Origin of the sequence: Nocardioides koreensis, from assembly GCF_039531775.1 — a bacterium.
GTDB classification, from domain to species: Bacteria; Actinomycetota; Actinomycetes; order Propionibacteriales; family Nocardioidaceae; genus Nocardioides; species Nocardioides koreensis.
The window spans coordinates 109,997-135,877 of record NZ_BAAAQR010000013.1 but is presented as its reverse complement, the minus strand read 5'-3'; the positions used below and the strand labels follow the sequence as shown (position 1 = coordinate 135,877).

24 protein-coding genes are annotated in these 25,881 nt (G+C 72.6%); 21 read left to right on the top strand and 3 right to left on the bottom strand.

All coding sequences use genetic code 11. From position 1 onward, the window contains the following. The first annotated feature begins 23 nt into the window (after positions 1 to 23). Together ABD268_RS18810 and ABD268_RS18805 are read left to right on the top strand one after the other, a co-directional pair. Complete coding sequence (locus tag ABD268_RS18810; protein ID WP_344155951.1) at positions 24 to 1,739, top strand: DUF3352 domain-containing protein; 1,716 nt, start codon at positions 24 to 26, stop codon at positions 1,737 to 1,739. 270 nt (positions 1,740 to 2,009) lie between these two features. Next, complete coding sequence (locus tag ABD268_RS18805; protein ID WP_344155948.1) at positions 2,010 to 3,377, top strand: HNH endonuclease signature motif containing protein; 1,368 nt, start codon at positions 2,010 to 2,012, stop codon at positions 3,375 to 3,377. A 301-nt stretch (positions 3,378 to 3,678) separates the two neighbouring features. On the opposite strand, the gene ybaK is transcribed toward ABD268_RS18805, so the two are convergent. Continuing rightward, positions 3,679 to 4,167: a Cys-tRNA(Pro) deacylase gene (gene ybaK, locus ABD268_RS18800; protein ID WP_344155945.1), complete on the bottom strand. Its 489-nt coding sequence runs from the start codon at positions 4,165 to 4,167 to the stop codon at positions 3,679 to 3,681. Positions 4,168 to 4,174: 7 nt separating this feature from the next. Continuing rightward, positions 4,175 to 4,840 carry an LON peptidase substrate-binding domain-containing protein gene (locus tag ABD268_RS18795; protein WP_344155942.1) on the bottom strand — a complete coding sequence of 222 codons (666 nt, stop codon included), beginning with the start codon at positions 4,838 to 4,840 and terminating at the stop codon, positions 4,175 to 4,177. Between the two features lie 86 nt (positions 4,841 to 4,926). Here ABD268_RS18795 and hisD point away from each other — a divergent pair, with 86 nt between their 5' ends. From hisD to hisF, 7 genes are read left to right on the top strand one after another with little or no spacing between them, the layout of a single operon-like run. Then, on the top strand, positions 4,927 to 6,261 hold the full coding sequence (gene hisD, locus ABD268_RS18790; RefSeq protein ID WP_344155940.1) for a histidinol dehydrogenase: 1,335 nt from the start codon (positions 4,927 to 4,929) through the stop codon (positions 6,259 to 6,261). 8 nt (positions 6,262 to 6,269) lie between these two features. Continuing rightward, positions 6,270 to 7,412 (top strand): histidinol-phosphate transaminase, encoded by a 1,143-nt coding sequence (locus ABD268_RS18785; protein WP_344155937.1) that lies wholly within the window; start codon positions 6,270 to 6,272, stop codon positions 7,410 to 7,412. Further along, complete coding sequence (gene hisB / locus ABD268_RS18780; RefSeq protein ID WP_344155934.1) at positions 7,409 to 8,020, top strand: imidazoleglycerol-phosphate dehydratase HisB; 612 nt, start codon at positions 7,409 to 7,411, stop codon at positions 8,018 to 8,020. The genes ABD268_RS18785 and hisB overlap by 4 nt, the downstream gene beginning before the upstream one ends. After that, positions 8,017 to 8,652 carry an imidazole glycerol phosphate synthase subunit HisH gene (hisH, locus tag ABD268_RS18775; RefSeq protein WP_344156042.1) on the top strand — a complete coding sequence of 212 codons (636 nt, stop codon included), beginning with the start codon at positions 8,017 to 8,019 and terminating at the stop codon, positions 8,650 to 8,652. The genes hisB and hisH overlap by 4 nt, the downstream gene beginning before the upstream one ends. Continuing rightward, positions 8,649 to 8,975, top strand: a complete 327-nt coding sequence (locus ABD268_RS18770) for a hypothetical protein (protein ID WP_344155931.1) — start codon at positions 8,649 to 8,651, stop codon at positions 8,973 to 8,975. Before hisH ends, ABD268_RS18770 begins: the two co-directional genes overlap by 4 nt. Positions 8,976 to 9,019: 44 nt before the next feature. After that, positions 9,020 to 9,757 (top strand): bifunctional 1-(5-phosphoribosyl)-5-((5-phosphoribosylamino)methylideneamino)imidazole-4-carboxamide isomerase/phosphoribosylanthranilate isomerase PriA, encoded by a 738-nt coding sequence (gene priA / locus ABD268_RS18765; RefSeq protein WP_344155928.1) that lies wholly within the window; start codon positions 9,020 to 9,022, stop codon positions 9,755 to 9,757. Continuing rightward, positions 9,754 to 10,515, top strand: coding sequence for an imidazole glycerol phosphate synthase subunit HisF (gene hisF, locus ABD268_RS18760; protein WP_344155925.1), 762 nt, complete (start codon positions 9,754 to 9,756; stop codon positions 10,513 to 10,515). Before priA ends, hisF begins: the two co-directional genes overlap by 4 nt. Positions 10,516 to 10,521: 6 nt before the next feature. Here hisF and ABD268_RS18755 read toward each other — a convergent pair whose 3' ends face one another. Next, positions 10,522 to 11,157 carry a TIGR03085 family metal-binding protein gene (locus tag ABD268_RS18755; protein ID WP_344155922.1) on the bottom strand — a complete coding sequence of 212 codons (636 nt, stop codon included), beginning with the start codon at positions 11,155 to 11,157 and terminating at the stop codon, positions 10,522 to 10,524. A 77-nt stretch (positions 11,158 to 11,234) separates the two neighbouring features. On the opposite strand from ABD268_RS18755, the gene ABD268_RS18750 reads away from it, so the two are divergent. The 12 genes from ABD268_RS18750 (at position 11,235) to gltB (ending at position 25,798) form a co-directional block, all read left to right on the top strand. Further along, positions 11,235 to 13,055: an ABC transporter ATP-binding protein gene (locus ABD268_RS18750; protein WP_344155919.1), complete on the top strand. Its 1,821-nt coding sequence runs from the start codon at positions 11,235 to 11,237 to the stop codon at positions 13,053 to 13,055. After that, complete coding sequence (locus ABD268_RS18745; RefSeq protein WP_344155916.1) at positions 13,052 to 14,875, top strand: ABC transporter ATP-binding protein; 1,824 nt, start codon at positions 13,052 to 13,054, stop codon at positions 14,873 to 14,875. Before ABD268_RS18750 ends, ABD268_RS18745 begins: the two co-directional genes overlap by 4 nt. Positions 14,876 to 14,984: 109 nt before the next feature. Continuing rightward, positions 14,985 to 15,341 (top strand): phosphoribosyl-AMP cyclohydrolase, encoded by a 357-nt coding sequence (gene hisI, locus ABD268_RS18740; protein ID WP_344155913.1) that lies wholly within the window; start codon positions 14,985 to 14,987, stop codon positions 15,339 to 15,341. Next, the gene (locus ABD268_RS18735; protein ID WP_344155910.1) at positions 15,334 to 15,933 is read left to right on the top strand and encodes a Trp biosynthesis-associated membrane protein; all 600 of its coding nucleotides are present in this window, start codon (positions 15,334 to 15,336) and stop codon (positions 15,931 to 15,933) included. The genes hisI and ABD268_RS18735 overlap by 8 nt, the downstream gene beginning before the upstream one ends. A gap of 52 nt (positions 15,934 to 15,985) precedes the next feature. Beyond that, positions 15,986 to 16,186: an HGxxPAAW family protein gene (locus ABD268_RS18730; protein ID WP_344155907.1), complete on the top strand. Its 201-nt coding sequence runs from the start codon at positions 15,986 to 15,988 to the stop codon at positions 16,184 to 16,186. Between the two features lie 7 nt (positions 16,187 to 16,193). Then, a complete protein-coding gene (locus ABD268_RS18725; protein ID WP_344155904.1) occupies positions 16,194 to 16,631 on the top strand; it encodes a DUF2752 domain-containing protein in 438 nt (145 codons plus the stop codon). 76 nt (positions 16,632 to 16,707) lie between these two features. After that, positions 16,708 to 17,490, top strand: coding sequence for an indole-3-glycerol phosphate synthase TrpC (gene trpC / locus ABD268_RS18720; protein WP_344155901.1), 783 nt, complete (start codon positions 16,708 to 16,710; stop codon positions 17,488 to 17,490). Beyond that, positions 17,487 to 18,764 (top strand): tryptophan synthase subunit beta, encoded by a 1,278-nt coding sequence (trpB, locus tag ABD268_RS18715; protein ID WP_344155897.1) that lies wholly within the window; start codon positions 17,487 to 17,489, stop codon positions 18,762 to 18,764. Before trpC ends, trpB begins: the two co-directional genes overlap by 4 nt. Continuing rightward, the gene (gene trpA, locus ABD268_RS18710) at positions 18,761 to 19,558 is read left to right on the top strand and encodes a tryptophan synthase subunit alpha (RefSeq protein WP_344155894.1); all 798 of its coding nucleotides are present in this window, start codon (positions 18,761 to 18,763) and stop codon (positions 19,556 to 19,558) included. Before trpB ends, trpA begins: the two co-directional genes overlap by 4 nt. Then, entirely contained in the window at positions 19,551 to 20,159 is a 609-nt protein-coding gene (locus ABD268_RS18705) for an SCO family protein (protein ID WP_344155891.1), read from the top strand. The genes trpA and ABD268_RS18705 overlap by 8 nt, the downstream gene beginning before the upstream one ends. Before the next feature lie 3 nt (positions 20,160 to 20,162). Further along, on the top strand, positions 20,163 to 21,071 hold the full coding sequence (gene lgt / locus ABD268_RS18700) for a prolipoprotein diacylglyceryl transferase (protein WP_344155888.1): 909 nt from the start codon (positions 20,163 to 20,165) through the stop codon (positions 21,069 to 21,071). Positions 21,072 to 21,253: 182 nt separating this feature from the next. Further along, positions 21,254 to 25,798, top strand: coding sequence for a glutamate synthase large subunit (gene gltB, locus ABD268_RS18695; RefSeq protein ID WP_344155885.1), 4,545 nt, complete (start codon positions 21,254 to 21,256; stop codon positions 25,796 to 25,798). Positions 25,799 to 25,881 lie beyond the last annotated feature (83 nt).

Here is a 25,881-nt window from a genome sequence, read left to right as displayed (position 1 = left end):
CCGTCGTACAACAGGGGGTATCCGTGTCCAGCAACTTCCCGCCCGGCGGCTCGCAGGGTCCCGAGTACCTCGAGCAGGGAGGCGGGGCGCCGCTCCCGCGGGCCTCCGAACCCCGCCGCTCCGGCGGCCGCAAGCCGGCCCTGATCGCCAGCGGCGTCATCGCCGGGCTCCTGGTCGTCGGCGGCGGCGTGTGGGCCGCCACCTGGTACTTCTCCACGGGGGCACAGCCTGCGCAGGCCCTGCCCGACTCGACCCTCGGTTACATGTCGATCGACCTCGACCCCAGCGGCGCTCAGAAGATCGAGGCCGTGAGGATGCTGAACAAGTTCCCGGCGATCAAGGACCAGATCGGTCTCGACGCCCAGGACGACATCCGCAAGCGCCTCTTCGAGGAGATCCAGAAGAGCGGCGACTGCGCGGACCTCGACTACGGCGACGACATCGAGCCGTGGCTGGGCGACAGGGCCGCCGTGGCGGCCGTCGACACGGGCGAGGACCAGCCGAGCCCGGTCGTCGTGGTCCAGGTCAAGGACGAGGACAAGGCCGACGCCGGCCTGGCCAAGCTCCGCGACTGCGGTCAGGCGAGCGAGCCCGGCACCACCGACGGTGGCAGCGACACCACCGGCGGCTGGGCGATCGACGGCGACTGGGTGGTGATCGCCGAGACCGACGCGATCGCCAAGCAGGTGGCCGACGACGCCGCGGAGTCCTCGCTCAGTGACGACGACGACTTCCAGAAGTGGACCGACGAGGTCGGAGACCCCGGCGTCGTCAACCTGTACGCCGCGCCCGCAGCGGGCAAGTACCTCGCGAAGAACCTCGCCGACCTCACCGGGATGTTCGGTGGGTCCGGCTCGGCTGCCTCGTGCGCAACGAACTCGGACGGCACCATGGCCGACCCGTTCTGCAGCGACACCGAGACCTACGAGAGCAACAACCCCATGCCGAGTGAGATGGTCGACGCGCTCGAGGAGTTCCAGGGCGCGGCCGCGACCGTCCGCTTCGACGACGGTGCGCTGGAGCTCGAGATGGCCGGTGACCCGGGTGTCAGCCGGACCGGGCTCTACGGCACCGAGGGGGGCGACGACGTGGTCGCGACCCTGCCCGCGGACACCGCCGCCGCCATCGGCGTCGGCTTCCAGGACGGCTGGTTCACCGACTTCGTCGAGCAGGTGGCGTCGTACGACGGGGAGCAGAGCGCCTCGCAGCTGATGGACGACATGGCCCAGGAGTCGGGTCTCGACCTTCCGGACGACGCCGAGACGCTGATGGGGGACTCGATGGCGCTGTCGCTCGGCAGCGACTTCGACATCGAGACGTTCTTCAACTCCGGCGACGCCAGCGGCTTCCCGATCGCCGGCAAGCTCAAGGGCGACCCGGACGCCATGACGGGGGTGCTCGACAAGCTGCGCGCCGACATGAGCACGGAGGACGCGAGCACGCTCGAGACCGACTCCGACGGTGCCATGCTCGCGATCGGCCCCAACCCCGGCTACCGCTCCCAGGTCCTCGATGACGGCAACCTCGGCGGCTCCAACGTCTTCCAGGACGTCGTGCGGGAGGCCGACAAGTCGAGCGCGCTCGTCTACGTCAACTTCGACGCCGGCGACTGGCTCACGAACCTGGCGCAGGACGACCAGGAGGCCGTCGACAACCTCGAGCCGCTCGAGGGCTTCGGCATCAGCCTCTGGCAGGAGGACGACGCCGCGCACGCGGTGGTCCGGCTGACCACGAACTGACCCGATCGGGCCTTGGCAAGGCGGTGACCGTGAGGTCACCGCCTTGCTGGATTTCGGCCCCGGTGGTCGAGCATTGCTCGGTGGTCGGGCATTGCTCGGTGGTCGGGCTTGTCGAGACCACGCCACCCCGGTCGGCCCCCCGGTGGTCGAGCTTGTCGAGACCACGCCACCACCCGGGTCCGAGAAGTTTTACTTTCCGGTTTCCCCAGACCCGCTCAACCACGCGGTTTTCGGGGCCGCACTGTCGGTTCCCGATGCTTGGATTGATCCATGCTCGAGGTGGACGCGATGGGACAGCCGGTGATGGTCGAGGACCTCGACCCCGACTGGCTCCTCGCCCTGCTCGACGACGCCAAGTACGCCGCCCGGGTCGCCGAGCGATCCAAGCTCCGGCTGGCCGCGCAGTGGTGCGTGCGGCACCCCGCCACCACCGACACCGGCGTGGCCACCTGGGCCGGCGACTCCCTCCCGGGCGTGCTCAATCAGGATGAGTCCCTGGGTGGGGAGGGCACCCCCGCGGTGTCCGCGTTCGCGCCCGAGCCGGTCGCCGCCGCGCTCGGGGTCTCCACGATGACCGGGATGAGGCTGATCGCCGACGCCCTCGACCTCCAGCACCGGCTGCCGCGGATCTGGCGGCTCGTCGAAGACCTGAGGGTGGATCCGTGGAAGGCCCGCCAGGTCGCCCAGGCCACCCATCCCCTCTCCCAGGCCGCCGCCGGGTACGTGGACGAGCAGCTCGCCCCGAGGCTGGCCTCGTGCGGGTTCGCCGCGATCCAGACCGCGGTGGCGATGGCGATCGCCAAGTACCATCCCGAGCTGCTCGAGCAGCGCGAGAAGACCGGCAAGAAGGGCTGGCACGTCACGCTGCGCCACCCCGCCCCCGGCGACGTCGACGGCACCAGCTACCTCGACGTGGCCGGCGACACCCTGGACCTGACCGCGTTCCACGACCTGGTCTGCGACCAGGCCGCCGCCCTCAAGGCCCTCGGCGACACCGACGACCTGGAGATCCGAAAGGCCAAAGCCCTCGGCGTGATCGCCGCCCAGCAGGCCACCCTCGACCTCGGCTCGCTCACCGGCGACGACAGTGACCGGTCGCCGGCGGTCGTCCCGGTGCGCCGGCGGCAGACCATCCTCCACGTCCACGCCTCCCTCACCGACCTGCTGCACCTCAACGGCTCTCCTGAGGGGGATGCCGCGGTCGGCGGGGTCGAGAAGCTCGGCCCCGCCACCCTGGCCAAGATCCGCGACTGGCTGAACCGTTCCGAGGACGTCGTCATCCGGCCCGTGCTCGACCTGAATCGCTGCCCCGCCGTGGACGGGCACGACCCGACCGAGGAGATCCGCGAGATCGTCATCCTCCGCGACGGCCACTGCGTCTTCCCCTGGTGCGCCGTCGACGCCCGCCACACCGACCTCGACCACATCGAGCCCTACGTCCCGATCGACGAGGGCGGGCCACCCGGGCAGACCAACCCGCACAACCTGGCCTGCCTGTGCCGGCGACATCACCGCTGCAAGACCAGCGGCCGCTGGCGCTACCGACGCAGACCCGACGGCAGCTACGAATGGCACGGCCCCCACGGCCGCAGCTACCTGGTCACCCCACTCGGCACCCTCGAGATCCACCCCAACTGAGCAAGCACCGAGTCCGGCAGGCTCCACCACCCGGTCACCGGGCGCTGGAGCCTGCCGGCACGCCCTGAGGTGAGTAGCCGGGGCCGGCCCGCCCGACGTCTTGTTCACGAACGCCGGGCAGTTCACCTCGAGCCCGCGCCGATCCCCGCCTGGCACCCGTGACGCGGGGTTCAACTGCCTCCGTTCGGAACTCGGCCGGGCCGGCGCACGACCGCCAGGATCCCCAGCCGGCCAGGTCGTGGCCCGGGGCGCAGGCTCCGACGCCGGGCGCTGGAGCCTGCCGGCACGACCTGAGGAGATGTCAGCGGCGTCCGACCGGCGCGGTGACCGCCCCGGTGATCCGGACCAGGTCGGCGGGTGCGATCTCCAGGTCCAGCCCGCGGCGGCCGGCCGAGACGAAGATCGTGGGGTGGGTCACGGCGGAGTCGTCGACGACGGTGGGTGAACGGCGCTTCTGGCCGACCGGGGAGATGCCGCCGGCGACGTACCCGGTGACCCGCTCGGCCGCGCCACGCTCCGCCATGGCCGCCCTGCTGCCTCCCAGCGCGCGGGCCAGGGCCTTGAGGTCGAGCTGGCCCGAAACCGGGACGACGGCGACCGCGAGCCCTCCGTCGACCTCGACCATGAGCGTCTTGAACACCCGGGCCGGGTCCAGGCCGAGGGCATCGGCGGCCTCCAGGCCGTAGGAGTCGGCCCGGGGGTCGTGGTCGTAGGCGTGCAGCGCGAAGTCGATCCCGGCGCAGGTCAGCGCGACCGTGGCCGGCGTACCGCCGGGAGTCCTCTTCGCCATCGGGAGGTCAGTTCGGCGACCAGCGGGTGCGCGCGACCTCGGTGGCCGGGAGCGAGGGGATGACGTTCATCGCGCGGAGCTCGGTGCGCAGCAGGTCGGTGACCATGACCAGTCGCTCGGTGGCGTCCTGGGCCTCGAGCAGCGCCTGGCGCTCGTGCATCGGCAGCGGGGCCACCGCGGCCAGCGTCCAGGACAGGTACGACGCGTCCTTCGGCAGGCTGCCGGTGTAGGGATCGTCGCGGATGTCGGTCAGGGCCATCCGGTAGGCGGAGAAGGTCGCGCGGGCACGCTCGAGCACCTCGTCGGGCACCAGCCCCGCGGGCTCGGGCCGGTCGACGACGTGGCCGACGGGGAAGTTGCCGGTCGTGTCCAGCCGCTCCAGCTCGATCCTCTCGAGGCCCACGGCCACGATGTCGAACGTGCCGTCGGGGTGCGGCTCGACCTCGGTGAGCTGGACCCGGCAGCCGACCCGGTAGAGCGACTGGGCCCCGTGGTCGCCGACCTCGTAGCCCTCGCGGATCCCCACCGACCCGAACAGCCGCTCGGCCGGGTCCGTCACGCGCAGCAGGTGGTGCACCAGGGCCCGGTAGCGGTCCTCGAAGATCGTCAGCGGCACGCTCACGCCGGGGAAGAGCACCGCGTTGAGCGGGAACATCGGCAGGGGAGCGCTCACACCCGCCAACCTAGGCCATCGGCGGGCAGGGTCCAGCCACCGTCGCGGGTTCGGCCGCGGCGTGGCGCCCTCGTAGAATCGGGCCCATGGTCTCGACAAGTTCCACCCTCCGGATTCGCCGGATCGACCTGCGTGGAGCCGCCGCCGAGGGCGCGGCTCCCGTCAACTACCGCACGGCCGTGCCGCGCGCGGAGCTCGACGTCGAGGCCGCGACGCATGCCGTCCGTCCGATCATCGACGCCGTGCGGGACCGGGGCGTGGACGCGATCCGCGAGCTCTCCGAGCGTTTCGACGGTGTGGCCGTCGACGACATCCGGGTGCCGCAGGCCGCCCTCCGGGACGCGCTCGACCGGCTCGACCCCGACGTCCGGGCGGGCCTGGAGGAGTCGGTGCGCCGGCTCCGTGCCACCTGCGCCGCCGAGCTGGAGCACGACGTCACCACCGAGCTCGCCGCCGGCGCCGTGGTGACCCACCGCAAGGTGCCGGTCGACCGGGTCGGCCTCTACGTCCCGGGCGGGCTGGCGCCGCTGGTGTCGAGCGTGGTCATGAACGTCGTCCCCGCGCAGACCGCCGGCGTCACCTCGATCGCCCTGACCAGCCCCCCGCAGAAGGAGTTCGGCGGGCTGCCGCACCCCACGATCCTGGCGGCGTGCGCGCTGCTCGGGATCGACGAGGTGTACGCCGTGGGCGGCGCGCAGGCGATCGCCATGCTCGCCCTCGGTGTCGGGCCCTGCCGGAAGGTGGACCTGGTCACCGGGCCGGGCAACATCTACACGGTCACGGCCAAGCGCCTGCTCAAGGGCCAGGTCGGGATCGACTCGGAGGCGGGCCCGACCGAGATCGCGATCCTGGCCGACGACACCGCGCACCCGGCGCACGTCGCGGCCGACCTGGTGAGCCAGGCCGAGCACGACCCGCTCGCCGCGGCGGTGCTGGTCACCCCCTCGGAGCGGCTGGCCGACGAGGTCGAGGCCGAGCTCGACAGGCAGGTCGACGCCACCAAGCACACCGAGCGGATCCGTACCAGCCTGTCCGGCCGTCAGTCGGGCATCGTGCTGGTCGACGACCTCGAGCAGGGTCTCGAGGTCGTCGACGGCTACGCCGCCGAGCACCTCGAGATCCAGACCGCGGACGCCGCGGCCTGGGCCGCCCGGGTGCGCAACGCCGGGGCGATCTTCGTGGGCTCCTACGCGCCGGTCTCGCTCGGCGACTACTGCGCCGGCTCCAACCACGTCCTGCCCACCGGTGGCTGCGCCTGCCACTCCTCGGGCCTGTCGGTGCGCGCCTTCACCAAGTCGGTGCACGTCGTCGACTACTCCCGCGAGGCGCTGGCCGAGGTGGCCGGCCACGTCGTCACCCTCGCCGAGGCCGAGGACCTGCCGGGCCACGGCGCGGCCGTGCGCGTCCGGTTCGAGAGCTGAGGCCGGCGATGACCTCCAGCGAGGCCGCGAGCGCGCCCACCGGGTGGCCCCCGCTCCGCGAGGAGCTGCGGGGCCTCGAGCCGTACGGCGCCCCTCAGCTCGACGTCCCCGTCCAGCTCAACGTCAACGAGAACCCCTACGGGCCCTCGGCGGAGTGCGTGGCCGACATCGCGACGGCGGTGGCCGAGGCGGCCGGCTCGCTGAACCGGTACCCGGACCGAGAGTTCGTCGAGCTCCGGGCCGCCCTGGCCGGCTACCTCGCACGTGACACCCCCCACGACATCGACGCCGCGCAGGTGTGGGCGGCCAACGGCTCCAACGAGGTGATGCTCCAGCTGCTCCAGGCCTTCGGGGGGCCGGGCCGGGTGGCGCTGAGCTTCGCACCGACGTACTCGATGTATCCCGAGTACGCCCGCGACACGATGACCGAGTGGGTCCAGGGGCACCGCGAGGGCGACTTCTCGCTCGACCTCGACCACGCCCGTGACCTGATCAAGGAGCGGCAGCCGAGCGTCGTGCTGCTGCCCTCGCCGAACAACCCGACCGGCACCGCGCTGCCACCGGAGGCGGTCACGACGCTCTGCGAGACCGCGGCCGAGAGCGAGCGGGGCGGCATCGTCGTCGTCGACGAGGCGTACGGCGAGTTCCGGCGCAGCGGCACGCCCAGCGCCCTCGAGCTGCTGCCGCAGCACCGCAACCTCGTCGTCAGCCGCACCATGAGCAAGGCCTTCGCGCTGGCCGGGGCCCGGGTCGGGTACCTCGCCGCCGCGCCGGAGATCTGCGACGCGATCCGCGTCGTACGCCTGCCCTACCACCTCTCCGCGGTCACCCAGGCGGTCGCGCTCGCGGCCCTGCGCCACGCGCCCGAGCTGCTCGGCCGGGTCGACGAGCTGCGCGCCGAGCGGGACGCGACGGTCTCCTGGCTGCGCGGGCAGGGGCTGACCGTGGCCGACAGCGACGCCAACTTCGCGCTGTTCGGAACCTTCGCCGACCGGCATGCTGTCTGGCAGCGGCTGCTCGACCGGGGGGTGCTGATCCGGGAGGTCGGCCCCGACGGGTGGCTGCGCGTGTCGATCGGCACCGCGGAGGAGATGGCAACGTTCAGGCAGGCACTCACCGAGGTGCTGGCACAGGAAGCGAGTCAGTCATGAGCAGGACAGCCCGCATCGAGCGGCAGACCAGCGAGTCCAAGGTGCTCGTCGAGGTCGACCTCGACGGCTCCGGGCGCCACGACATCTCGACCGGCGTCGGCTTCTACGACCACATGCTCACCGCCTTCGCGCGGCACGCGCTGGTCGACCTGACCGTCCAGACCGAGGGCGACACCCACATCGACGCCCACCACACGGTCGAGGACACCGCGATCGTGCTCGGACAGGCGCTGCGCGAGGCGCTCGGGGACAAGAAGGGCATCCGCCGCTTCGGTGACGCGACCGTCCCGCTCGACGAGGCGCTGGTCCAGGCCGTGGTCGACGTCTCCGGCCGCCCCTACTGCGTGCACACCGGGGAGCCGGACGCGCAGGCCTACGTCGCCATCGGCGGCGCCACCGGCCCGGCGTACCAGGGCTCGCTGACCCGCCACGTGTTCGAGACGATCGCGTTCCACGCCCACCTCGCGCTGCACGTGCGGGTGCTGGCCGGCCGCGACCCGCACCACCTCGTGGAGACCCAGTTCAAGGCGTTCGCCCGGGCGTTCCGCGACGCGGTGGCCCTGGACCCGCGGGAGACCGGGGTGCCCAGCACCAAGGGCACGCTCTGAGCCCCCGGGTCGTCGTCCTCGACTACGGCTCGGGAAACCTCCGCTCCGCCGTGCGCGCCGTCGAGCGCGCCGGCGCGGAGGTGACGCTGACCGGCGACTTCGACGCCGCGATGGGGGCCGACGGGCTCGTGGTCCCCGGCGTGGGCGCGTTCGCGGCCTGCATGGCGGGCCTGCGCGCGATCAAGGGCGACCGGATCATCGGCCGCCGCCTCGCGGGTGGCCGGCCGGTGCTGGGCATCTGCGTGGGCATGCAGGTGCTCTTCGAGCGCGGTGTCGAGCACGGTGTCGAGACCGCGGGCTGTGACGAGTGGCCCGGCGTCGTGGAGCGGATCCAGGCACCGGTCGTGCCGCACATGGGCTGGAACACCGTCGAGGTGCAGTCCGGCTCCACGCTGTTCTCGGGGATCGAGGACGAGCGGTTCTACTTCGTGCACTCGTACGCCGTGCGCGACTGGACGCTGGAGACCAACGACCGCACCCGCGCCCCGCTGGTGACCTGGGCCGAGCACGGTGGTGACCGGTTCGTGGCCGCGGTCGAGAACGGCCCGCTCAGTGCCACCCAGTTCCACCCGGAGAAGTCCGGCGACGCGGGCGCCGCGCTGCTGCGCAACTGGGTCCGGACGGTCGCGTGAGCAAGGAACGGCAGGTCCGCCGCGCCGAGCGCGAGCGGGAGGCCGCGATCCGGGCCGCCGCCCGGGCCCGTGAGGAGGAGCGCCGGCAACGCGCCCTGGCGCGCCGTCGGGCGCTGACCGGCTGGCTGCCGCGGCCCCGTCGTACGCCGGGGCTGCTGGCCCGGCGCCGGCGTCGCGAGCTGACCGTCACCGTCTGCCTGCTGCTCGCGCTCAACGTGCTGGTGTGGGTGGTGCGCCCGGAGTGGGGCCTGCGGATCCTGGCCGCGATGGTCAGCCTGCTGGTCGCGCCCGTGATCCACACCCTGCTGTTCCGCCGCCGGTGAGACCCGGTCCGGCCGTCCCCGTCCTCGAACCTAGGATTTGCGACATGCCTGACTATCTCGAGCTGCTGCCCGCCGTCGACATCGCCGGGGGACAGGCCGTCCAGCTGGTCCAGGGCGTCGCGGGCTCGGAGAAGCGGTTCGGCGACCCGATCGAGGCCGCGCTGCGCTGGCAGCAGGCGGGCGCCGAGTGGCTCCACCTCGTCGACCTCGACGCCGCCTTCGGCCGCGGCCACAACCGCGAACTGCAGGCGAAGATCGTCGGCGCCCTGGACATCCAGGTCGAGATGAGCGGCGGCATCCGCGACGACGAGTCGCTGGCGGCCGCGATGGCCACCGGCTGCCGCCGCGTGAACATCGGCACCGCGGCGCTCGAGCAGCCGGAGTGGTGCGCCCGGGCGATCGCGGAGTACGGCGACCGGGTCGCCGTGGGCCTCGACGTCCGCGGCCGGACCCTCGCCGCGCGCGGCTGGACCCGCGAGGGTGGCGACCTCTACGAGGTGCTCGCCCGGCTCGACGGCGAGGGCTGCGCCCGCTACGTCGTCACCGACGTCAACAAGGACGGGATGCTCCAGGGCCCGAACCTGCAGCTCCTCGAGGACGTCTGCGCCGCCACCGACCGCCCGGTCGTCGCGTCCGGCGGCATCACCGAGCTCGCGGACCTCGAGGCCCTCCAGGGCCTCGTCGCCAACGGGGTCGAGGGCGCGATCATCGGCACCGCGCTCTACGAGGGCCGGTTCACCCTCGAGGACGCCCTCGCGATGACGAAGCCGGAGCAGCGATGAGTCTGGCCGTCCGGGTCATCCCGTGCCTCGACGTCGACGCCGGGCGCGTGGTCAAGGGGATCAACTTCAAGGAGCTCCGTGACGCCGGGGACCCCGTCGAGCTGGCCCGCACCTACGACGTCGAGGGCGCCGACGAGCTGACCTTCCTCGACATCTCCGCCTCCCACGAGGGCCGCGCGACCACGTTGGACATCGTGTCGCGGACCGCCGAGCAGGTCTTCATCCCGCTGACCGTCGGTGGGGGAGTCTCCAGCGTCGACGACGTCGACCGGCTGCTGCGGGCGGGCGCCGACAAGGTGGCGGTCAACACCGCGGCGATCAAGCGGCCCGAGCTGGTCGCCGAGATCGCGGACCGCTTCGGCAACCAGGTGCTGGTCCTGTCGGTCGACGCGCGCCGGGCGCCCGGCACCCCGTCGGGCTTCGAGGTGACGACGCACGGTGGCCGGAAGTCCGCCGGGCTCGACGCGATCGAGTGGGCGGCCCGGGCGACCGGGCTCGGCGCCGGCGAGATCCTGCTCAACGCCATGGACGCCGACGGCACCCAGGACGGCTTCGACCTCGACCTGATTCGCGCCGTACGACGTGAGGTCACCATCCCGGTGATCGCCTCGGGCGGCGCCGGCCGCGTGGAGCACTTCCCGCCGGCGGTGGAGGCCGGCGCGGACGCGGTGCTCGCGGCCACGGTGTTCCACTTCGGCACGCTGCGGATCGCCGACGTGAAGGCCTCGCTGGCCGCGGCCGGTCACCCGGTGCGCTGACCCGCGTCAGATCCCCAGCTCGGACCGCTTGAGGGCGGCGATCCGGTCGGCCGGACCGGAGAAGTCGAGACTCCGGAACCGGTCACGCCCGAAGAGGAACATCACCAGCTCGGAGGGGAGACCGGTCACCACGACCGGGTCGTCACCGCGGCGCAGCACGGCCGTGGCGCCCGTGTCGCTGCGCCGGATCTGCACCGGCACCCCGGCGGGACGCACCAGCCCACGCCCGGCGACCCTGATCGCCGACCAGAGCCGCGACTGGTCCCGCTGGTCGAGCGCGCGCGGCTCCCAGTCCGGCTGCGCGCGACGCAGGTCCTCGTGATGGACGAAGTACTCCAGGGTGTTCAGCAGCCGGTCCACCGGCGGCAGGGCGTACGGCGTGAACCGCGGGCGGCGCAGCCTCTCGACGAGCACCCCGAAGTCGTGCCTGCCGACCTGCGCCATGTCGCGCTCGGTCAGGCCGGACAGCACGGGGACGGCGATCCCGGCGGCGCCGAGCGGGCGGTTCTCCCGCACCAGCAGGTGGGTCACCAGGTCCTTGGCGGTCCAGTCCCCGCACAGGGTGGGGGCGTCCTCACCGAGGGCCAGCGCGGTGTCGCAGAGGTCACGGCGCTCGCGCCGGGCGAGCGAGGGGTTGCCCATGCCGCGAGCATAGGTGTCGCGGCCACGGTGACCCGCGCGATTCGGCCGGTGTCCGTCGCCCGGAATACCCTGAGCCGGTGAAGGGCGACCGGGGGCGCAGGGGCAGATCGACGACGCGCGAGGGGTTCGCCGTCCTCGGGGTCGCGATCCGGCGGGAGCCGTGGATCTTCACCGTCTCCACCATCGGCAGCCTGCTCTTCGGTGCGCTGACCGTCGCCGACGCCTGGGTGCTCGGCTGGTCGACCGACCACGTCGTGCTCCCGGCCTTCGACAACGGCACCATCGACAGCAAGCTGCTGTGGGCGGTGCTCGCGCTCTTCCTCGGCGTGGCGATCCTGCGCGCCGTGGGCATCGTGGCCCGACGTCTCGGTGCGGGCGTCATGCAGTACCGCATGCAGGCGCACACCCGCCGGGCCGTGACCCGGCAGTACCTCTCCCTGCCGATGGAGTGGCACCAGCGCCACCCCACCGGCCAGCTGCTCTCCAACGCCAACGCCGACGTGGAGGCCGCCTGGGGCCCGATCGCGCCGCTGCCGATGGCGGTCGGCACGCTCGCGATGATGGTGATCGCGATCGCCCAGATGTTCTTCGCCGACCTGGTCCTGGCCGTGGTCGGGCTGCTGGTCTTCCCCGCCGTGATCGCCGCCAACCTCGCCTACCAGCGGCTCGCGTCGCCGCTGATGACGCGCGCGCAGCAGCTGCGCGCCGAGGTCAGCGAGATCGCGCACGAGTCCTTCGACGGCGCGCTCGTCGTCAAGACGCTCGGGCGCGAGGAGGAGGAGATGCGGCGGTTCGCCGCGACGGCCCACGAGCTGCGCGACGTCAACATCCGCGCGGGCCGGGTGCGGGCGGCGTTCGACCCGGTGCTGGCGGCGCTGCCGAGCCTCGGCGTGCTCATCGTCCTCGCGGTCGGGGTGTCGCGGGTGCTCTCCGGCGCGACCGACGCCGGCGACGTGGTCACCGTGGCGTACCTGCTCACGATCGTCTCGTTCCCGATCCGCTCGATCGGCTGGCTGCTCGGTGAGTTCCCGCGCAGCGTGGTCGGGTTCCGCCGGGTCACCGCGGTGCTCGAGGCGACCGGGGAGATGCAGTACGGCGACCGGTTCCTGTCGCGGGACGTCGGCGGCGCCCACCTCGTGGTCGACGGGCTGTCCTACTCCCACGACCCGGAGCAGCGGCTGCTCGACGACGTCAGCTTCGAGGTCGGGCCGGGCCGCACCGTCGCCGTGGTGGGGGCCACCGCGTCCGGCAAGAGCACGCTCACCACGCTGATGACCCGGCTGGTCGACCCCGACGGCGGCCGGATCCTGCTCGACGGCACCGACCTGCGCGACCTGGCCCGCGGCGAGCTGGCCGGCTCCGTCGCGATCGTGCAGCAGATCGCGTTCCTCTTCGACGACACCGTCCGCGGCAACGTCACGCTCGGCGCCGACGTCTCCGACGAGGAGGTGTGGGCCGCGCTGCGGGCCGCGCAGGCCGACGGCTTCGTGGCCGCCCTGTCCCACGGCCTCGACACCCGGCTGGGGGAGCGCGGCACCTCGCTCTCCGGCGGCCAGCGACAGCGGATCTCGCTGGCCCGGGCGCTGGTGCGCCGGCCCCGGCTGCTGATCCTCGACGACGCCACGTCCGCGGTCGACCCCGAGGTGGAGGCACGCATCCTCGAGGCGCTCCGCTCGGGCGACTCCGGCTCGACCCTGGTGGTCGTGGCCTACCGCAAGGCCACCATCGGCCTCGCCGACGAGGTGGTCCACCTCGAGGACGGCCGGATCGCGGATCGGGGCACCCACCGGGAGCTGCTGGGACGCAGCCCGTCGTACTCCCGGCTCGTGAACGCCTACGAGCACGCCGAGGGCCATCCCTCCGACCTGTCCGGCGAGCTGGCGGGAGAGGCCCAGTGACCACCACGGCGGCGGAGCGCACCAGCGGCACCCGCATGGACACCGGCGAGGAGATCGCCGCGCTGGAGACGATCCGGCGCGGGGTCCGCTTCTCCCCGGAGCTCAAGGAGGGCATCGGCTGGACGCTGGTGCTGGCGGTGCTGGCCTCGGTCGGCCAGGTGATCGTGCCGATCGCCGTGCAGCAGACCCTCGACCGCGGGCTGAACGGCCCGGGCGGTCCCGACGTGCGCTTCACGGTGCTGATGGGGCTGGCCGCCGCGGTCGCCGTCGGCGTGACCAGCTGGGCGTCGTACGCCATGACCAGCCGGCTCTTCACCGCCTCGGAGAAGGGCCTGGCCACGCTGCGGATCAAGGCCTTCCGCCACGTCCACGACCTGCCGCTGCTCACCCAGAACACCGAGCGCCGCGGTGCGCTGGTGGCCCGGGTCACCAGCGACGTCGACCAGGTCAGCCAGTTCCTCGTCTTCGGCGGCCTGATCTTCGTGGTCAGCGTCGGCCAGATGCTGGTCGCGACGATCATCATGCTGATCTACAGCTGGCAGCTCGCGATCGTCGTCTGGGTCTGCTTCGCGCCGCTGTTCCTGTCGCTGCGCTTCTTCCAGCGCAAGCTGTCCGACGCCTACGGCACCGTCCGGCGCCAGGTCGGCATCCTGCTCTCGGCCGTCTCCGAGCCGGTGGTGGGCGCCGCGGTGGTCCGCTCGTACGCCGTCGAGGACCGCACGCAGCGCCGGATCGACGACGCGATCGACGCGCACAAGGCGGCGAGCACCCGCGCCCAGGGCTTCACGGCGTTTTCGTTCTCGCTCGGCGGGGTCTCGGCCGGGCTGGCCAACGCCGGGGTGCTGATCGTCGGCATCTGGCTCGGTTTCGCCGACGACATCACCGCCGGCAAGGTGCTCGCCTTCGCGTTCCTGGTCTCGCTGTTCGTCGGGCCGGTGCAGATGGGCACCCAGATCCTCACCGACGCCCAGAACGCCATCGCGGGCTGGCGGCGCGTGATCGGGATCCTGGACACCCCCGCCGACCTGGTCGACCCCGGCCCGGAGGGGGCGTCGCTGCCGCGGGGGCCGATCGACGTCCGCTTCGAGGACGTCACGTTCGCCTACCCGGGCGGGCCTCCTGTGCTGCGTGACGTCACGCTCGACATCGCCGCCGGCACCCGCGTCGCGATCGTGGGCGAGACCGGCTCGGGCAAGTCCACCTTCGCCAAGCTGCTCACCCGGCTGATGGACCCCTCCGAGGGGCGGGTGCTCCTCGACGGCGTCGACGTGAGCACGATCGCGCACGCCTCGCTGCGGCGCGGGGTGGTGCTGGTGCCGCAGGAGGGCTTCCTCTTCGACGACACCCTGCTCGCCAACGTCCGCTACGGACGGCTGGACGCCTCGGAGGCCGACGCCCGCGCCAGCGCCGACGCGCTCGGCCTGGGGGACTGGCTGGCCGGGCTGCCGGCCGGGCTCGCGACCCGGGTCGGCCAGCGCGGCGAGTCGCTGTCGGCGGGGGAGCGGCAGCTGGTCGCGCTGCTCCGCGCGCACCTGGCCGACCCCGACCTGCTGGTCCTCGACGAGGCCACCAGCGCGGTCGACCCCGCGCTGGAGATGCGGATCGGCCGGGCGCTGGAGCGGCTGATGAGCGGCCGCACGTCGGTCACCATCGCCCACCGCATGTCCACCGCGGAGAACGCCGACGAGGTGGTCGTCGTCGACAAGGGCCGCATCGTCCAGCGCGGTCCGCACCGCGAGCTGGTGGACCAGGACGGGGTCTACGCGGGCCTGCACGAGTCGTGGGTGGCGCAGCAAGGCCCCGGGGACGGGGCGAGCTAGCGAGCCCGGTCACCGATCAGGGCCGCAGATCGAGGAGGGCTCGGCCCGGCCGCAGCGGCAGCGACGGGCGGGCGACACGTCTCGAGATCTGGTGAGGGACAATCGAACGGTGACCACTTCCCTGGACCCTGACATCGCCGGCCGGCTGAAGCGGACGGCGGACGGGCTGGTGCCTGCGGTGGTCCAGCAGCACGACACCGGCGAGGTGCTGATGCTGGGCTGGATGGACGACGAGGCCCTGAACCGCACGCTCACGACCGGCCGGGCGACGTACTGGAGCCGGAGCCGCCAGGAGTACTGGATCAAGGGGGAGACCTCCGGCCACGTGCAGTGGGTCAAGGAGGTCCGCCTCGACTGCGACGGGGACACGCTGCTGGTCAAGGTCGACCAGGAGGGGGTGGCCTGCCACACCGGGGACCGCACCTGCTTCGACGCCGACCTGCTGCCGGCGCCCCGCCATGCCTGAGCCGCGCGGACGCCGCACCTTCGCGCCGGTCGCCCTGCTCGGCCTCGCGAGCGCGGGGCTGGCCGCCGTGGCCGGCAACAAGCCGTGGGCCGAGGGTCGGGGCGCCGGGTCCGAGCGGCTCGCGGCCGTGCCGCTGACCGCCGACCCCGGCGAGATGCCGGCCGCCGGCGCGCTGGCGCTGGTGGTGCTCGCCTGCTGGGGCGTGGTGCTGGTCACCCGGGGCCGGGTACGCCGCGCGGTCGCCGTGCTGGGCGCGGTCACCTCCGCCGGCCTGCTGGTCACCGTGGTGACCGGCTGGTCCTCGGTGGTGGACTCGCTGCGCTCGGACTACGCCGACGTGGGCGTCCCGGACATCGCCCTCGACCACACCGCGTGGTTCTGGGCCGCGGCGGCGGGCGCCGTGCTCTCCCTGGTGGCCACGGTCCTCGCGGTGCGCTGGGCGCCCGCCTGGCCCGAGATGGGCAGCAGGTACGACGCTCCCGCCGGCGAGCGGGCCGAGCCGGAGCCGGCCGACCCCGCCCAGCAGTCCAGCCTCGACCTGTGGAAGGCCATGGACGAGGGTCGCGACCCCACCGCCGGACCGGCTGAATAGACTGTGCCTCGCACGACCGCACGACGTACCCACGCCCCCCGAGGAGCCCTGCATGTCTGACAACCACGGCAACACACCCGCAGCCTGGAGTGCTGTCGCGGTCGCGCTGCTCGGCTTCGTCGTGGGTGGGGTCGGACTCATGCTCGACCCGGTGAACTACACGATCTTCTGGGTGGGCGTCGCGCTCTGCGCCGCCGCGCTCGTCGTCTACGGGGTGATGGCCAAGATGGGCTTCAACGCCTCCAGCCACTAATCATGCCGTGACCGTCACCGCGCCACCTCCGCCGCTCACACAGCCGGGCCGCCTCCAGCGGCTGGCCCTGCCGCTCGCGGCCGGTGCGGTGGCCGCGCTCGGGACCGTGGCGCTGCACGTCCGGGACCCGCACGCGTCGGGCTCCTGGGGCTACTGCCCGACGGCGCTGCTCGGCTTCAGCTGTCCGTTCTGCGGCAGCCTGCGGGCGGTCAACGACCTGACCCACCTCGACCTGGCCGCGGCGGCGTCGAGCAACCTGCTCCTGGTGGTCGCCGCGCCGCTGGTGGTGGCGTTCTGGGCCCGCCGGGTCACCGCCTGCTGGCGCGGCGGAGCCGCGATGGCGCCGCTGGCGGTGCCGCGCCCGCTCTGGCTGGGACTCGTGGTGCTGCTGGTGGTCTTCACGGCCGCCCGTAACCTGCCCTGGGGAGCCTGGCTCGCTCCCTGAGCCCCTGCGGTGACGTCACCGCTCGGGTGAGAGGCTTGTGCCTGCACCCACCCCGTCACGATCCATCGGAGGTCCCATGTCCGTGCTCGACGACATCGTCGCCGGCGTGCGGACCGACCTCGCCGCCCGCGAGTCCGTGACCGGCCTGGCCGACCTGCGCGCCGCGCTCGCCGACGTCGACCCGCCGCGCGACCCGATGCCGCACTTCCGGGCCCCGGGATCCAGCGTGATCGCCGAGGTCAAGCGGCGCAGCCCGAGCAAGGGCGACCTGGCCGACATCACCGACCCGGCGGCCCTCGCCCGGCGGTACGCCGCCGGCGGCGCCGCCGCGATCAGCGTGCTGACCGAGCAGCGCCGCTTCGGCGGCAGCCTCGACGACCTGCGCGCGGTGCGGGCCGCGGTGGGCACGCCGCTGCTGCGCAAGGACTTCATCGTCACCCCCTACCAGCTGGTCGAGGCCCGCGCCGCCGGCGCCGACCTCGCGCTGCTGATCGTCGCCGCGCTCACCGACGACCAGCTGAAGGAGCTGTACGACGAGGCCCGCGGGCTGGGCCTGACCGTCCTGGTCGAGGTCCACGACGAGGCCGAGACCGAGCGCGCGGTCGCGCTGGGCGCCGAGCTGATCGGCGTCAACGCCCGCAACCTCAAGACCCTCGCGGTCGACGGCGACACCTTCGGCCGGCTCGCGCCGCTGATCCCGGACGACCGGGTCAAGGTGGCCGAGTCCGGCATCTTCGGCCGCGACGACGTGCTGCGCTTCGTGTCCCAGGGCGCCCGCGCGGTGCTCGTGGGCGAGGCGCTGGTGAAGGACGGGGACCCCGAGCGGGCCGTCCGAGGGATGACAGGAGTGCGGGCATGACCACGAACGTCGAGCGGCCCACCGGGTACGACGCCGACGACCAGGGCTGGTTCGGCGGCCCCGAGAACGGCTGGGGCGGGCGCTTCATGCCCGAGGCGCTGGTGGCCGCCCTCGACGAGCTGACCGTCGCCTGGCACGACGCGATGGCCGACCCGGCCTTCGTCGCCGAGTTCGACGCCATCCTGCGTGAGTACGCCGGGCTGCCGAGCCCGCTCTACCTCGCCGAGCGGCTCTCGACGAAGGTCGGCGCCCGGATCCTGCTCAAGCGCGAGGACCTCAACCACACCGGTGCGCACAAGATCCGCAACGTCCTCGGCCAGGCCCTGCTGACCAGGCGGATGGGCAAGACCCGGGTGATCGCCGAGACCGGCGCCGGCCAGCACGGCGTCGCGAGCGCCACCGCGGCGGCCTACTTCGGGCTCGACTGCACGGTCTACATGGGCGCGGTCGACACCCGTCGGCAGGCCCTCAACGTCGCCCGGATGCACCTGCTCGGCGCCAAGGTGGTGCCGGTCGAGTCGGGGAGCGCCACGCTCAAGGACGCCATCAACGAGGCGCTCCGGGACTGGGTCGCCACCGTCGACCACACGGCGTACCTCTTCGGGACGGCGGCCGGCCCGCACCCGTTCCCCAGCATGGTCCGCGACTTCACCCGCGGTATCGGCGACGAGGCGCGCCAGCAGTGCCTGGACCGCTTCGGACGGCTGCCGGACGCCGTCGCCGCGTGCGTCGGGGGCGGGTCGAACGCGATCGGGCTGTTCACGGCCTTCCTCGACGACCCGGAGGTCGCCATCTACGGCTTCGAGCCCGGTGGCGAGGGCGTCGACACCCCGCGGCACGCGGCCACGATCCACGCCGGCGCCCGCGGGGTGCTGCACGGCGCGCGCACCTACGTCCTCCAGGACGAGGACGGCCAGACCATCGAGTCCCACTCCATCTCCGCCGGCCTCGACTACCCCGGGGTGGGGCCCCAGCACGCCCACCTCGCGGCGACCGGACGCGCGACGTACCTGCCCGTGACCGACGACGAGGCGATGGAGGCGATGGCCCTGCTCAGCCGCACCGAGGGCATCATCCCGGCCATCGAGTCGGCCCACGCGGTCGCGGGCGCGCTCCGGGTCGCGGAGCGCCTGGCCGCCGAGAAGGGGGCCGAGGCGACCGTGATCATCAACCTGTCCGGGCGCGGCGACAAGGACATGGGCACCGCCATCGAGTACTTCGGGCTCGGCGACCCCGACCAGGTCACCGAGGAGCCCGTGGGGGACCACGAATGAGCACCAGCACCGCGTTCGAGAAGGCGAAGGCCGACGGCCGGGCCGCGCTCGTCGGCTACCTGCCGGCCGGCTTCCCGGACGTCGACGGTGGCATCGAGGCGCTGCGCGCCATGGTCGCCGCCGGCTGCGACGTCATCGAGGTCGGGCTGCCCTACAGCGACCCGGTCATGGACGGGCCCACCATCCAGGCCGCCGCGCAGCAGGCTCTCGACGGCGGTGTGCGCACCACCGACGTGCTGCGCACCGTCGAGGCGGTGGCGGCCACGGGCACGCCCACCGTCGTGATGACCTACTGGAACCCCGTCGAACGCTACGGCGTGGAGCGGTTCGCGGCGGACCTCGCGAGCGCCGGGGGATCCGGCCTCATCACCCCCGACCTGACCCCCGACAGCGGCGGTGAGTGGATCGCCGCCGCCGACGCGCACGACCTCGACAAGATCTTCCTGGTGGCGCCCTCCTCGACCGACGAGCGGATCGCCATGACGACCGCCGCCTGCCGCGGCTTCGTCTACGCCACCGCCGTCATGGGCGTCACCGGCGCCCGGGCCACCACCAGCGACCTCGCCGGCCCGCTGGTGGCCCGCACCCGCGCGCACACCGACCTCCCGATCGGCGTCGGGCTCGGCGTCAGCAACGGCGACCAGGCCGCCGAGGTGGCCTCGTACGCCGACGGCGTGATCGTGGGCTCGGCGTTCGTGCGCGCCCTGCTCGACCACCCCGACGACCGTGCCGCCGGCCTACGGGTGCTCACCGCGCTCACCGAGGACCTGGCCGCGGGCGTGCGCCGTGCGTAGGGCACTCGCGGGAGCGCTGGCGGCGGGCCTGGTGCTGCTGAGCGGCTGCGGGGGTGACGCGGAGTCGGCCGGCGGCGGACTGACCGGCCACCGGCTCGACCCGCCGTTCACCGTCGTCGGCACCCCGCTGACCGACACCTCGGGCGACGACTACTCGCTGACCCGGAGCACCGACAAGCCGCTCACCCTGGTCTACTTCGGCTACACCCACTGCCCCGACATCTGCGGGGTCGTGATGGCCAACCTCGCCTCGGCGATGACGCGCCTCAGCGACGCCGACCGCGCGAAGGTGGACGTGGTCTACGTGACCACCGACCCGGCCCGGGACACCACCTCCGTGCTCCACGACTACCTCGAGCACGTGGACCCGGACTTCATCGGCCTCACCGGGGACCTGGAGGACATCGTCGCCCTCGGCAAGCCGCTCGGCGTCGGCGTCAGCCAGGGGGAGAAGCTGCCCTCCGGCGGCTACGACGTCACCCACGGCACCACGGTGACCGCCATCGACGCCCAGGACCAGGCACCCGTCTACTGGTCCCAGGACACCTCCTCGGCGCAGTTCGCCGCCGACATCCACACGCTGCTCGCCCAGGGGGACTGACCGATGATGCTCACGCTGCTCTCGATCCCCAGCCCGTCCCAGGGCGTCTGGTACCTCGGGCCGGTGCCGATCCGCGGCTACGCCCTCGCGATCATCCTCGGCATCGTCGCCGCGATCTGGATCGGCGAGCGCCGCTGGGTGGCCCGCGGCGGCCGGGCCGGCGAGGTCAGCGACCTCGCGGTCTGGGCGGTGCCGTTCGGGCTGGTCGGCGGCCGGATCTACCACGTGCTCACCGACCACGCCCTCTACTTCGGCGAGGGCAAGCACCCGATCGAGGCGCTCTACGTCTGGCGCGGGGGACTCGGGATCTGGGGCGCGATCGCGCTCGGCGCCCTCGGCGTCTACATCGGAGCCCGCCGCAAGGGGATCCGGCTGCTGCCGGTCCTCGACGCGATGGTGCCCGGCGTGCTCGTCGCCCAGGCGTTGGGACGCTGGGGCAACTGGTTCAACCAGGAGCTGTTCGGCAAGCCGACCGACCTGCCCTGGGGGCTGGAGATCGCCCCCGGGAACCGTCCGGAGGGCTACTTCCAGTACGACACCTTCCACCCGACGTTCCTCTACGAGTGCCTGTGGGACCTCGGCGCGTTCGGCTTCGTGATCTGGGCCGACCGCAAGTTCCGGCTCGGCCACGGTCGGGTGGTGGCGCTCTACGTGATGGCCTACACCGCGGGGCGGGGCTGGATCGAGATGCTGCGCATCGACGACGTGGAGCTCAAGGACGTCGGCGGGCTGCGTTTCAACGTGTGGACCTCGATCGTGCTCTTCGTCGCGGCAGCGATCTACTTCGTGGTCAGCAGCAGGCTGCGACCCGGCCGTGAGGAGGAGGTCTACCGGCCCGGTCACGAGCCGGAGGTGGCCGACGCGCACGCCGCCGACCGCCCCGTCGGCGGGAGCTCCGACACCGCCGGGTGAGGGTGTCCGCACCGCAGGCAGCCGGTGCTCCCGGTCCTGACTCGGTGGTAGCCTGAGTCCTCCGCTAGGGCCAATGTCGTCCCCTGCAACGCCTTCGCTGCAACCCACTTGCACGGCCGATCCGTCGGCGCGGTCCCGGTGCTCCGGGGCGCACCGGCACGACGACGACGGGAGAATGCCCGGTGCCGTACCAGCACGCATTCCCGCCGCCCCAAGGGCTCTACGACCCCACCCACGAGCATGATGCGTGTGGTGTGGCGTTCGTGGCCACCCTGACCGGCGTCGCCAGCCACGACATCGTGAAGCAGGGGATCACCGCCCTGCTCAACCTCGACCACCGCGGAGCCGCGGGCGCCGAGCCCAACTCCGGTGACGGTGCGGGGATCCTGATCCAGGTGCCGGACGCGTTCCTGCGCGCGGTGGTCGACTTCGACCTCCCGGGCCAGCACTCCTACGCCGTCGGCACCGCCTTCCTGCCCGGCGACGCCGAGGCAGTCGCCAAGACCCGGCGCCGCATCGAGGAGATCGCCGCCGAGGAGGGCCTCGCGGTCCTCGGGTGGCGCGAGGTGCCGGTCGACCCCGAGTCGCTCGGCGAGACCGCCCGCGGCGTGATGCCGTCGTTCAGCCAGCTCTTCGTGGCCGGCGCCGGCTCGCGGGTGACCGGCATGGCCCTCGAGCGGCTTGCGTTCTGCCTGCGCAAGCGGGCGGAGCGGGAGACCGACGTCTACTTCCCCTCGCTGTCGTCGCGAACGCTGGTCTACAAGGGCATGCTGACCCCGGCCCAGCTCGACGAGGTCTACCCCGACCTGCGCGACGAGCGGGTCACCTCGGCGATGGCCGTGGTCCACTCGCGGTTCTCGACCAACACCTTCCCGAGCTGGCCGCTGTCGCACCCGTTCCGGTTCATCGCCCACAACGGCGAGATCAACACGGTCATGGGCAACCGCAACTGGATGCGCGCCCGCGAGGCGCTCCTCGACTCCGACCTGGTCCCGGGCGACCTGGAGCGGCTGTTCCCGGTCTGCACCCCGGGCGCCTCGGACTCCGCGTCGTTCGACGAGGTGCTCGAGCTGCTGCACATGGGCGGCCGGTCGCTGCCGCACTCGGTGCTGATGATGATCCCCGAGGCGTGGGAGAACCACGCCGAGATGGATGCCCGGCGCCGCGCCTTCTACGAGTTCCACTCCGCGATGATGGAGCCGTGGGACGGCCCCGCCTGCGTCGTCTTCACCGACGGCTCCCAGATCGGTGCGGTCCTCGACCGCAACGGGCTGCGCCCGTCGCGCTACTGGGTGACCGACGACGGCCTGGTCGTGCTCGCCTCGGAGGTCGGCGTCCTCGACATCGACCCCGCGAAGGTGGTCCGCAAGGGCCGGCTGCAGCCGGGCCGGATGTTCCTCGTCGACACCGACGAGCACCGGATCATCGAGGACGAGGAGGTCAAGGCCGAGCTCGCGTCGGAGCACCCGTACGACGAGTGGCTGCACGCCGGCCTGATCCACCTCGACGACATCCCCGAGCGCGAGCACATCGTGCACACCCACGCCTCGGTCACCCGGCGCCAGCAGGTGTTCGGCTACACCGAGGAGGAGCTGCGCATCCTGCTCACCCCGATGGCCAACACCGGGGCCGAGCCGATCGGGTCGATGGGCACCGACACCCCGATCGCGGCGCTCAGCGAGAAGCCCCGGCTGCTGTTCGACTACTTCGCGCAGCTGTTCGCCCAGGTCACCAACCCGCCGCTGGACGCCATCCGCGAGGAGCTCGTCACCTCGCTCAACGGCACCATCGGCCCGGAGGCGAACCTGCTCGAGCCGGCGCCCGCGTCGTGCCGCCAGGTGGTGCTGCCGTTCCCGGTCATCTCCAACGACGACCTGGCCAAGATCCGCCACATCAACCGTGACGGCGACATGCCGGGCTTCATCACCCACGTGGCCCGCGGCCTGTACGACGTCGAGGGCAGCGGCCGTGCGATGGCCGAGCGGATCGAGGAGATCTGCCAGGAGGTCAGCGAGGCGATCGCCGACGGGGCGCGGATCATCGTGCTCTCCGACCGGCACTCCACCGCCGAGCTGGCGCCGATCCCGTCCCTGCTGCTGACCGGCGCGGTGCACCACCACCTGGTCCGCGAGAAGACCCGCACCCAGGTCGGCCTCCTCGTCGAGGCCGGTGACGTCCGCGAGACGCACCACGTGGCGCTGCTGGTGGGCTACGGCGCGGCCGCGGTCAACCCGTACCTCGCGATGGAGTCCGTCGAGGACCTCGCCCGCGAGGGGTACTACGTCAAGGCCGAGGCCGACAAGGCCGTCGCCAACCTGATCAAGGCCCTCGGCAAGGGCGTGCTGAAGGTGATGTCCAAGATGGGCGTCTCCACGGTCGCGTCGTACACCGGGGCCCAGATCTTCGAGGCGGTCGGGCTCTCGCAGTCGGTCGTCGACAAGTACTTCACCGGCACCACCTCGAAGCTCGGCGGCATCGAGCTCGACACGATCGCCGAGGAGGTCGCCCGGCGCCACGCCACGGCGTACCCCCGGGCCGGCATCGCGCCCGCGCACCGCGAGCTCGAGATCGGCGGGGAGTACCAGTGGCGGCGCGAGGGCGAGCCGCACCTGTTCGACCCCGAGACCGTCTTCCGCCTCCAGCACTCGACGCGTGCCGGGCGCTACGACGTGTTCAAGCAGTACACCTCGCGCGTCGACGAGCAGTCGGAGCGGCTGATGACGCTGCGCGGGCTGTTCCGCTTCGCCGACGCGTCGGTCTCGGGTCGCGGGCCGATCCCGATCGACGAGGTCGAGCCGGTCTCCGAGATCGTCAAGCGGTTCTCCACCGGCGCGATGTCCTACGGGTCCATCTCGCAGGAGGCCCACGAGACCCTCGCGATCGCGATGAACCGGCTGGGCGGCAAGTCCAACACCGGTGAGGGCGGCGAGGACTCCGACCGCCTCCACGACCCCGAGCGCCGCAGCGCGATCAAGCAGGTCGCGTCCGGCCGGTTCGGCGTCACGTCTGAGTACCTCACCAACGCCGACGACATCCAGATCAAGATGGCCCAGGGCGCCAAGCCCGGCGAGGGCGGCCAGCTGCCCGGCCACAAGGTCTACCCGTGGGTGGCCAAGACGCGGCACTCCACGCCGGGCGTGGGCCTGATCAGCCCGCCGCCGCACCACGACATCTACTCGATCGAGGACCTGGCGCAGCTGATCCACGACCTGAAGAACGCCAACCCCGAGGCCCGCGTGCACGTGAAGCTGGTCTCCGAGGTCGGCGTCGGCACGGTCGCGACGGGTGTGTCGAAGGCGCACGCCGACGTGGTGCTCATCTCCGGCCACGACGGCGGCACCGGGGCCTCGCCGCTGACGTCGCTCAAGCACGCCGGCGGCCCCTGGGAGCTCGGCCTCGCCGAGACCCAGCAGACGCTGCTGCTCAACGGCCTGCGCGACCGGATCGTCGTGCAGACCGACGGCCAGCTGAAGACCGGCCGCGACGTCGTGATCGCCGCGCTGCTCGGCGCGGAGGAGTACGGCTTCGCCACCGCGCCGCTGGTGGTGTCGGGCTGCATCATGATGCGGGTCTGCCACCTCGACACCTGCCCCGTGGGCGTCGCGACGCAGAACCCCACCCTGCGCGAGCGGTTCACCGGCAAGCCGGAGTTCGTCATGAACTTCTTCGAGTACATCGCGCAGGAGGTCCGCGAGTTGCTGGCCGAGCTGGGCTTCCGCACGCTCGACGAGGCGATCGGCCAGGTGGACGTGCTCGACGTGGCCAGGGCCGTGGACCACTGGAAGGCGGCCGGGCTCGACCTGTCGCCGATCCTGCACAAGCCCGCGCTGCCCGAGGGTGCGGCGCTGCGCAACACCACGGTCCAGGACCACGGGCTCGACAAGGCGCTCGACGTCACCGACCTGGTGCCGCTGGCCCGGGCCGCCCTCGAGAAGGGCGAGCCGGTCCGGGCGCAGGTCGCGATCCGCAACGTCAACCGCACGGTCGGCACGATCCTCGGCCACGAGGTGACCAAGCGGTACGGCGGCGAGGGCCTGCCCGACGGCACGATCGACCTGACCTTCACCGGCTCGGCGGGCCAGTCCTTCGGCGCGTTCGTGCCGCGGGGCGTCACCCTGCGGCTGGAGGGCGACGCCAACGACTACGTCGGCAAGGGCCTCTCCGGCGGCCGGGTCGTCGTACGCCCGGACCGGGCGGCGGCGTTCGACGCCGGTGACCAGATCATCGCCGGCAACGTCATCGGGTACGGCGCCACCTCGGGCGAGATCTTCCTGCGCGGCGTCGTCGGCGAACGCTTCTGCGTGCGCAACTCCGGTGCCCACGCCGTCGTCGAGGGCGTGGGCGACCACGGGTGCGAGTACATGACCGGCGGCATCGTCGTCATCCTCGGCCCGACCGGCCGCAACTTCGCGGCGGGCATGTCCGGTGGGTACGCCTTCGTGCTCGACCTCGACGAGGCCCGGGTCAACCCGGAGCTCGTCGACCTCGGCAAGGTCGAGGGGGACGCGGTCGACGAGCTGCACGCCCTGGTCACCCGCCACTTCGAGGAGACCGGGTCGGCCATCGCCGAGGAGCTGCTGGCCGACTGGCCGGCCGCGGTCGCGCGGTTCACCGAGGTCATGCCCAGTGACTACAAGCGGGTCCTGGACGCTCGCGCCGAGGCCATCGAGGACGGCCTCGACGAGGAGCAGGCCGCGGCCCGGATCATGGAGGTCCTCCATGGCTGAGCGAAGCGAAGACATGGAATTCCAGCACAGCATGGTGGGCCGTTGCTCGCCGGCGAAGGAGGCCCTCCATGGCTGAGCGAAGC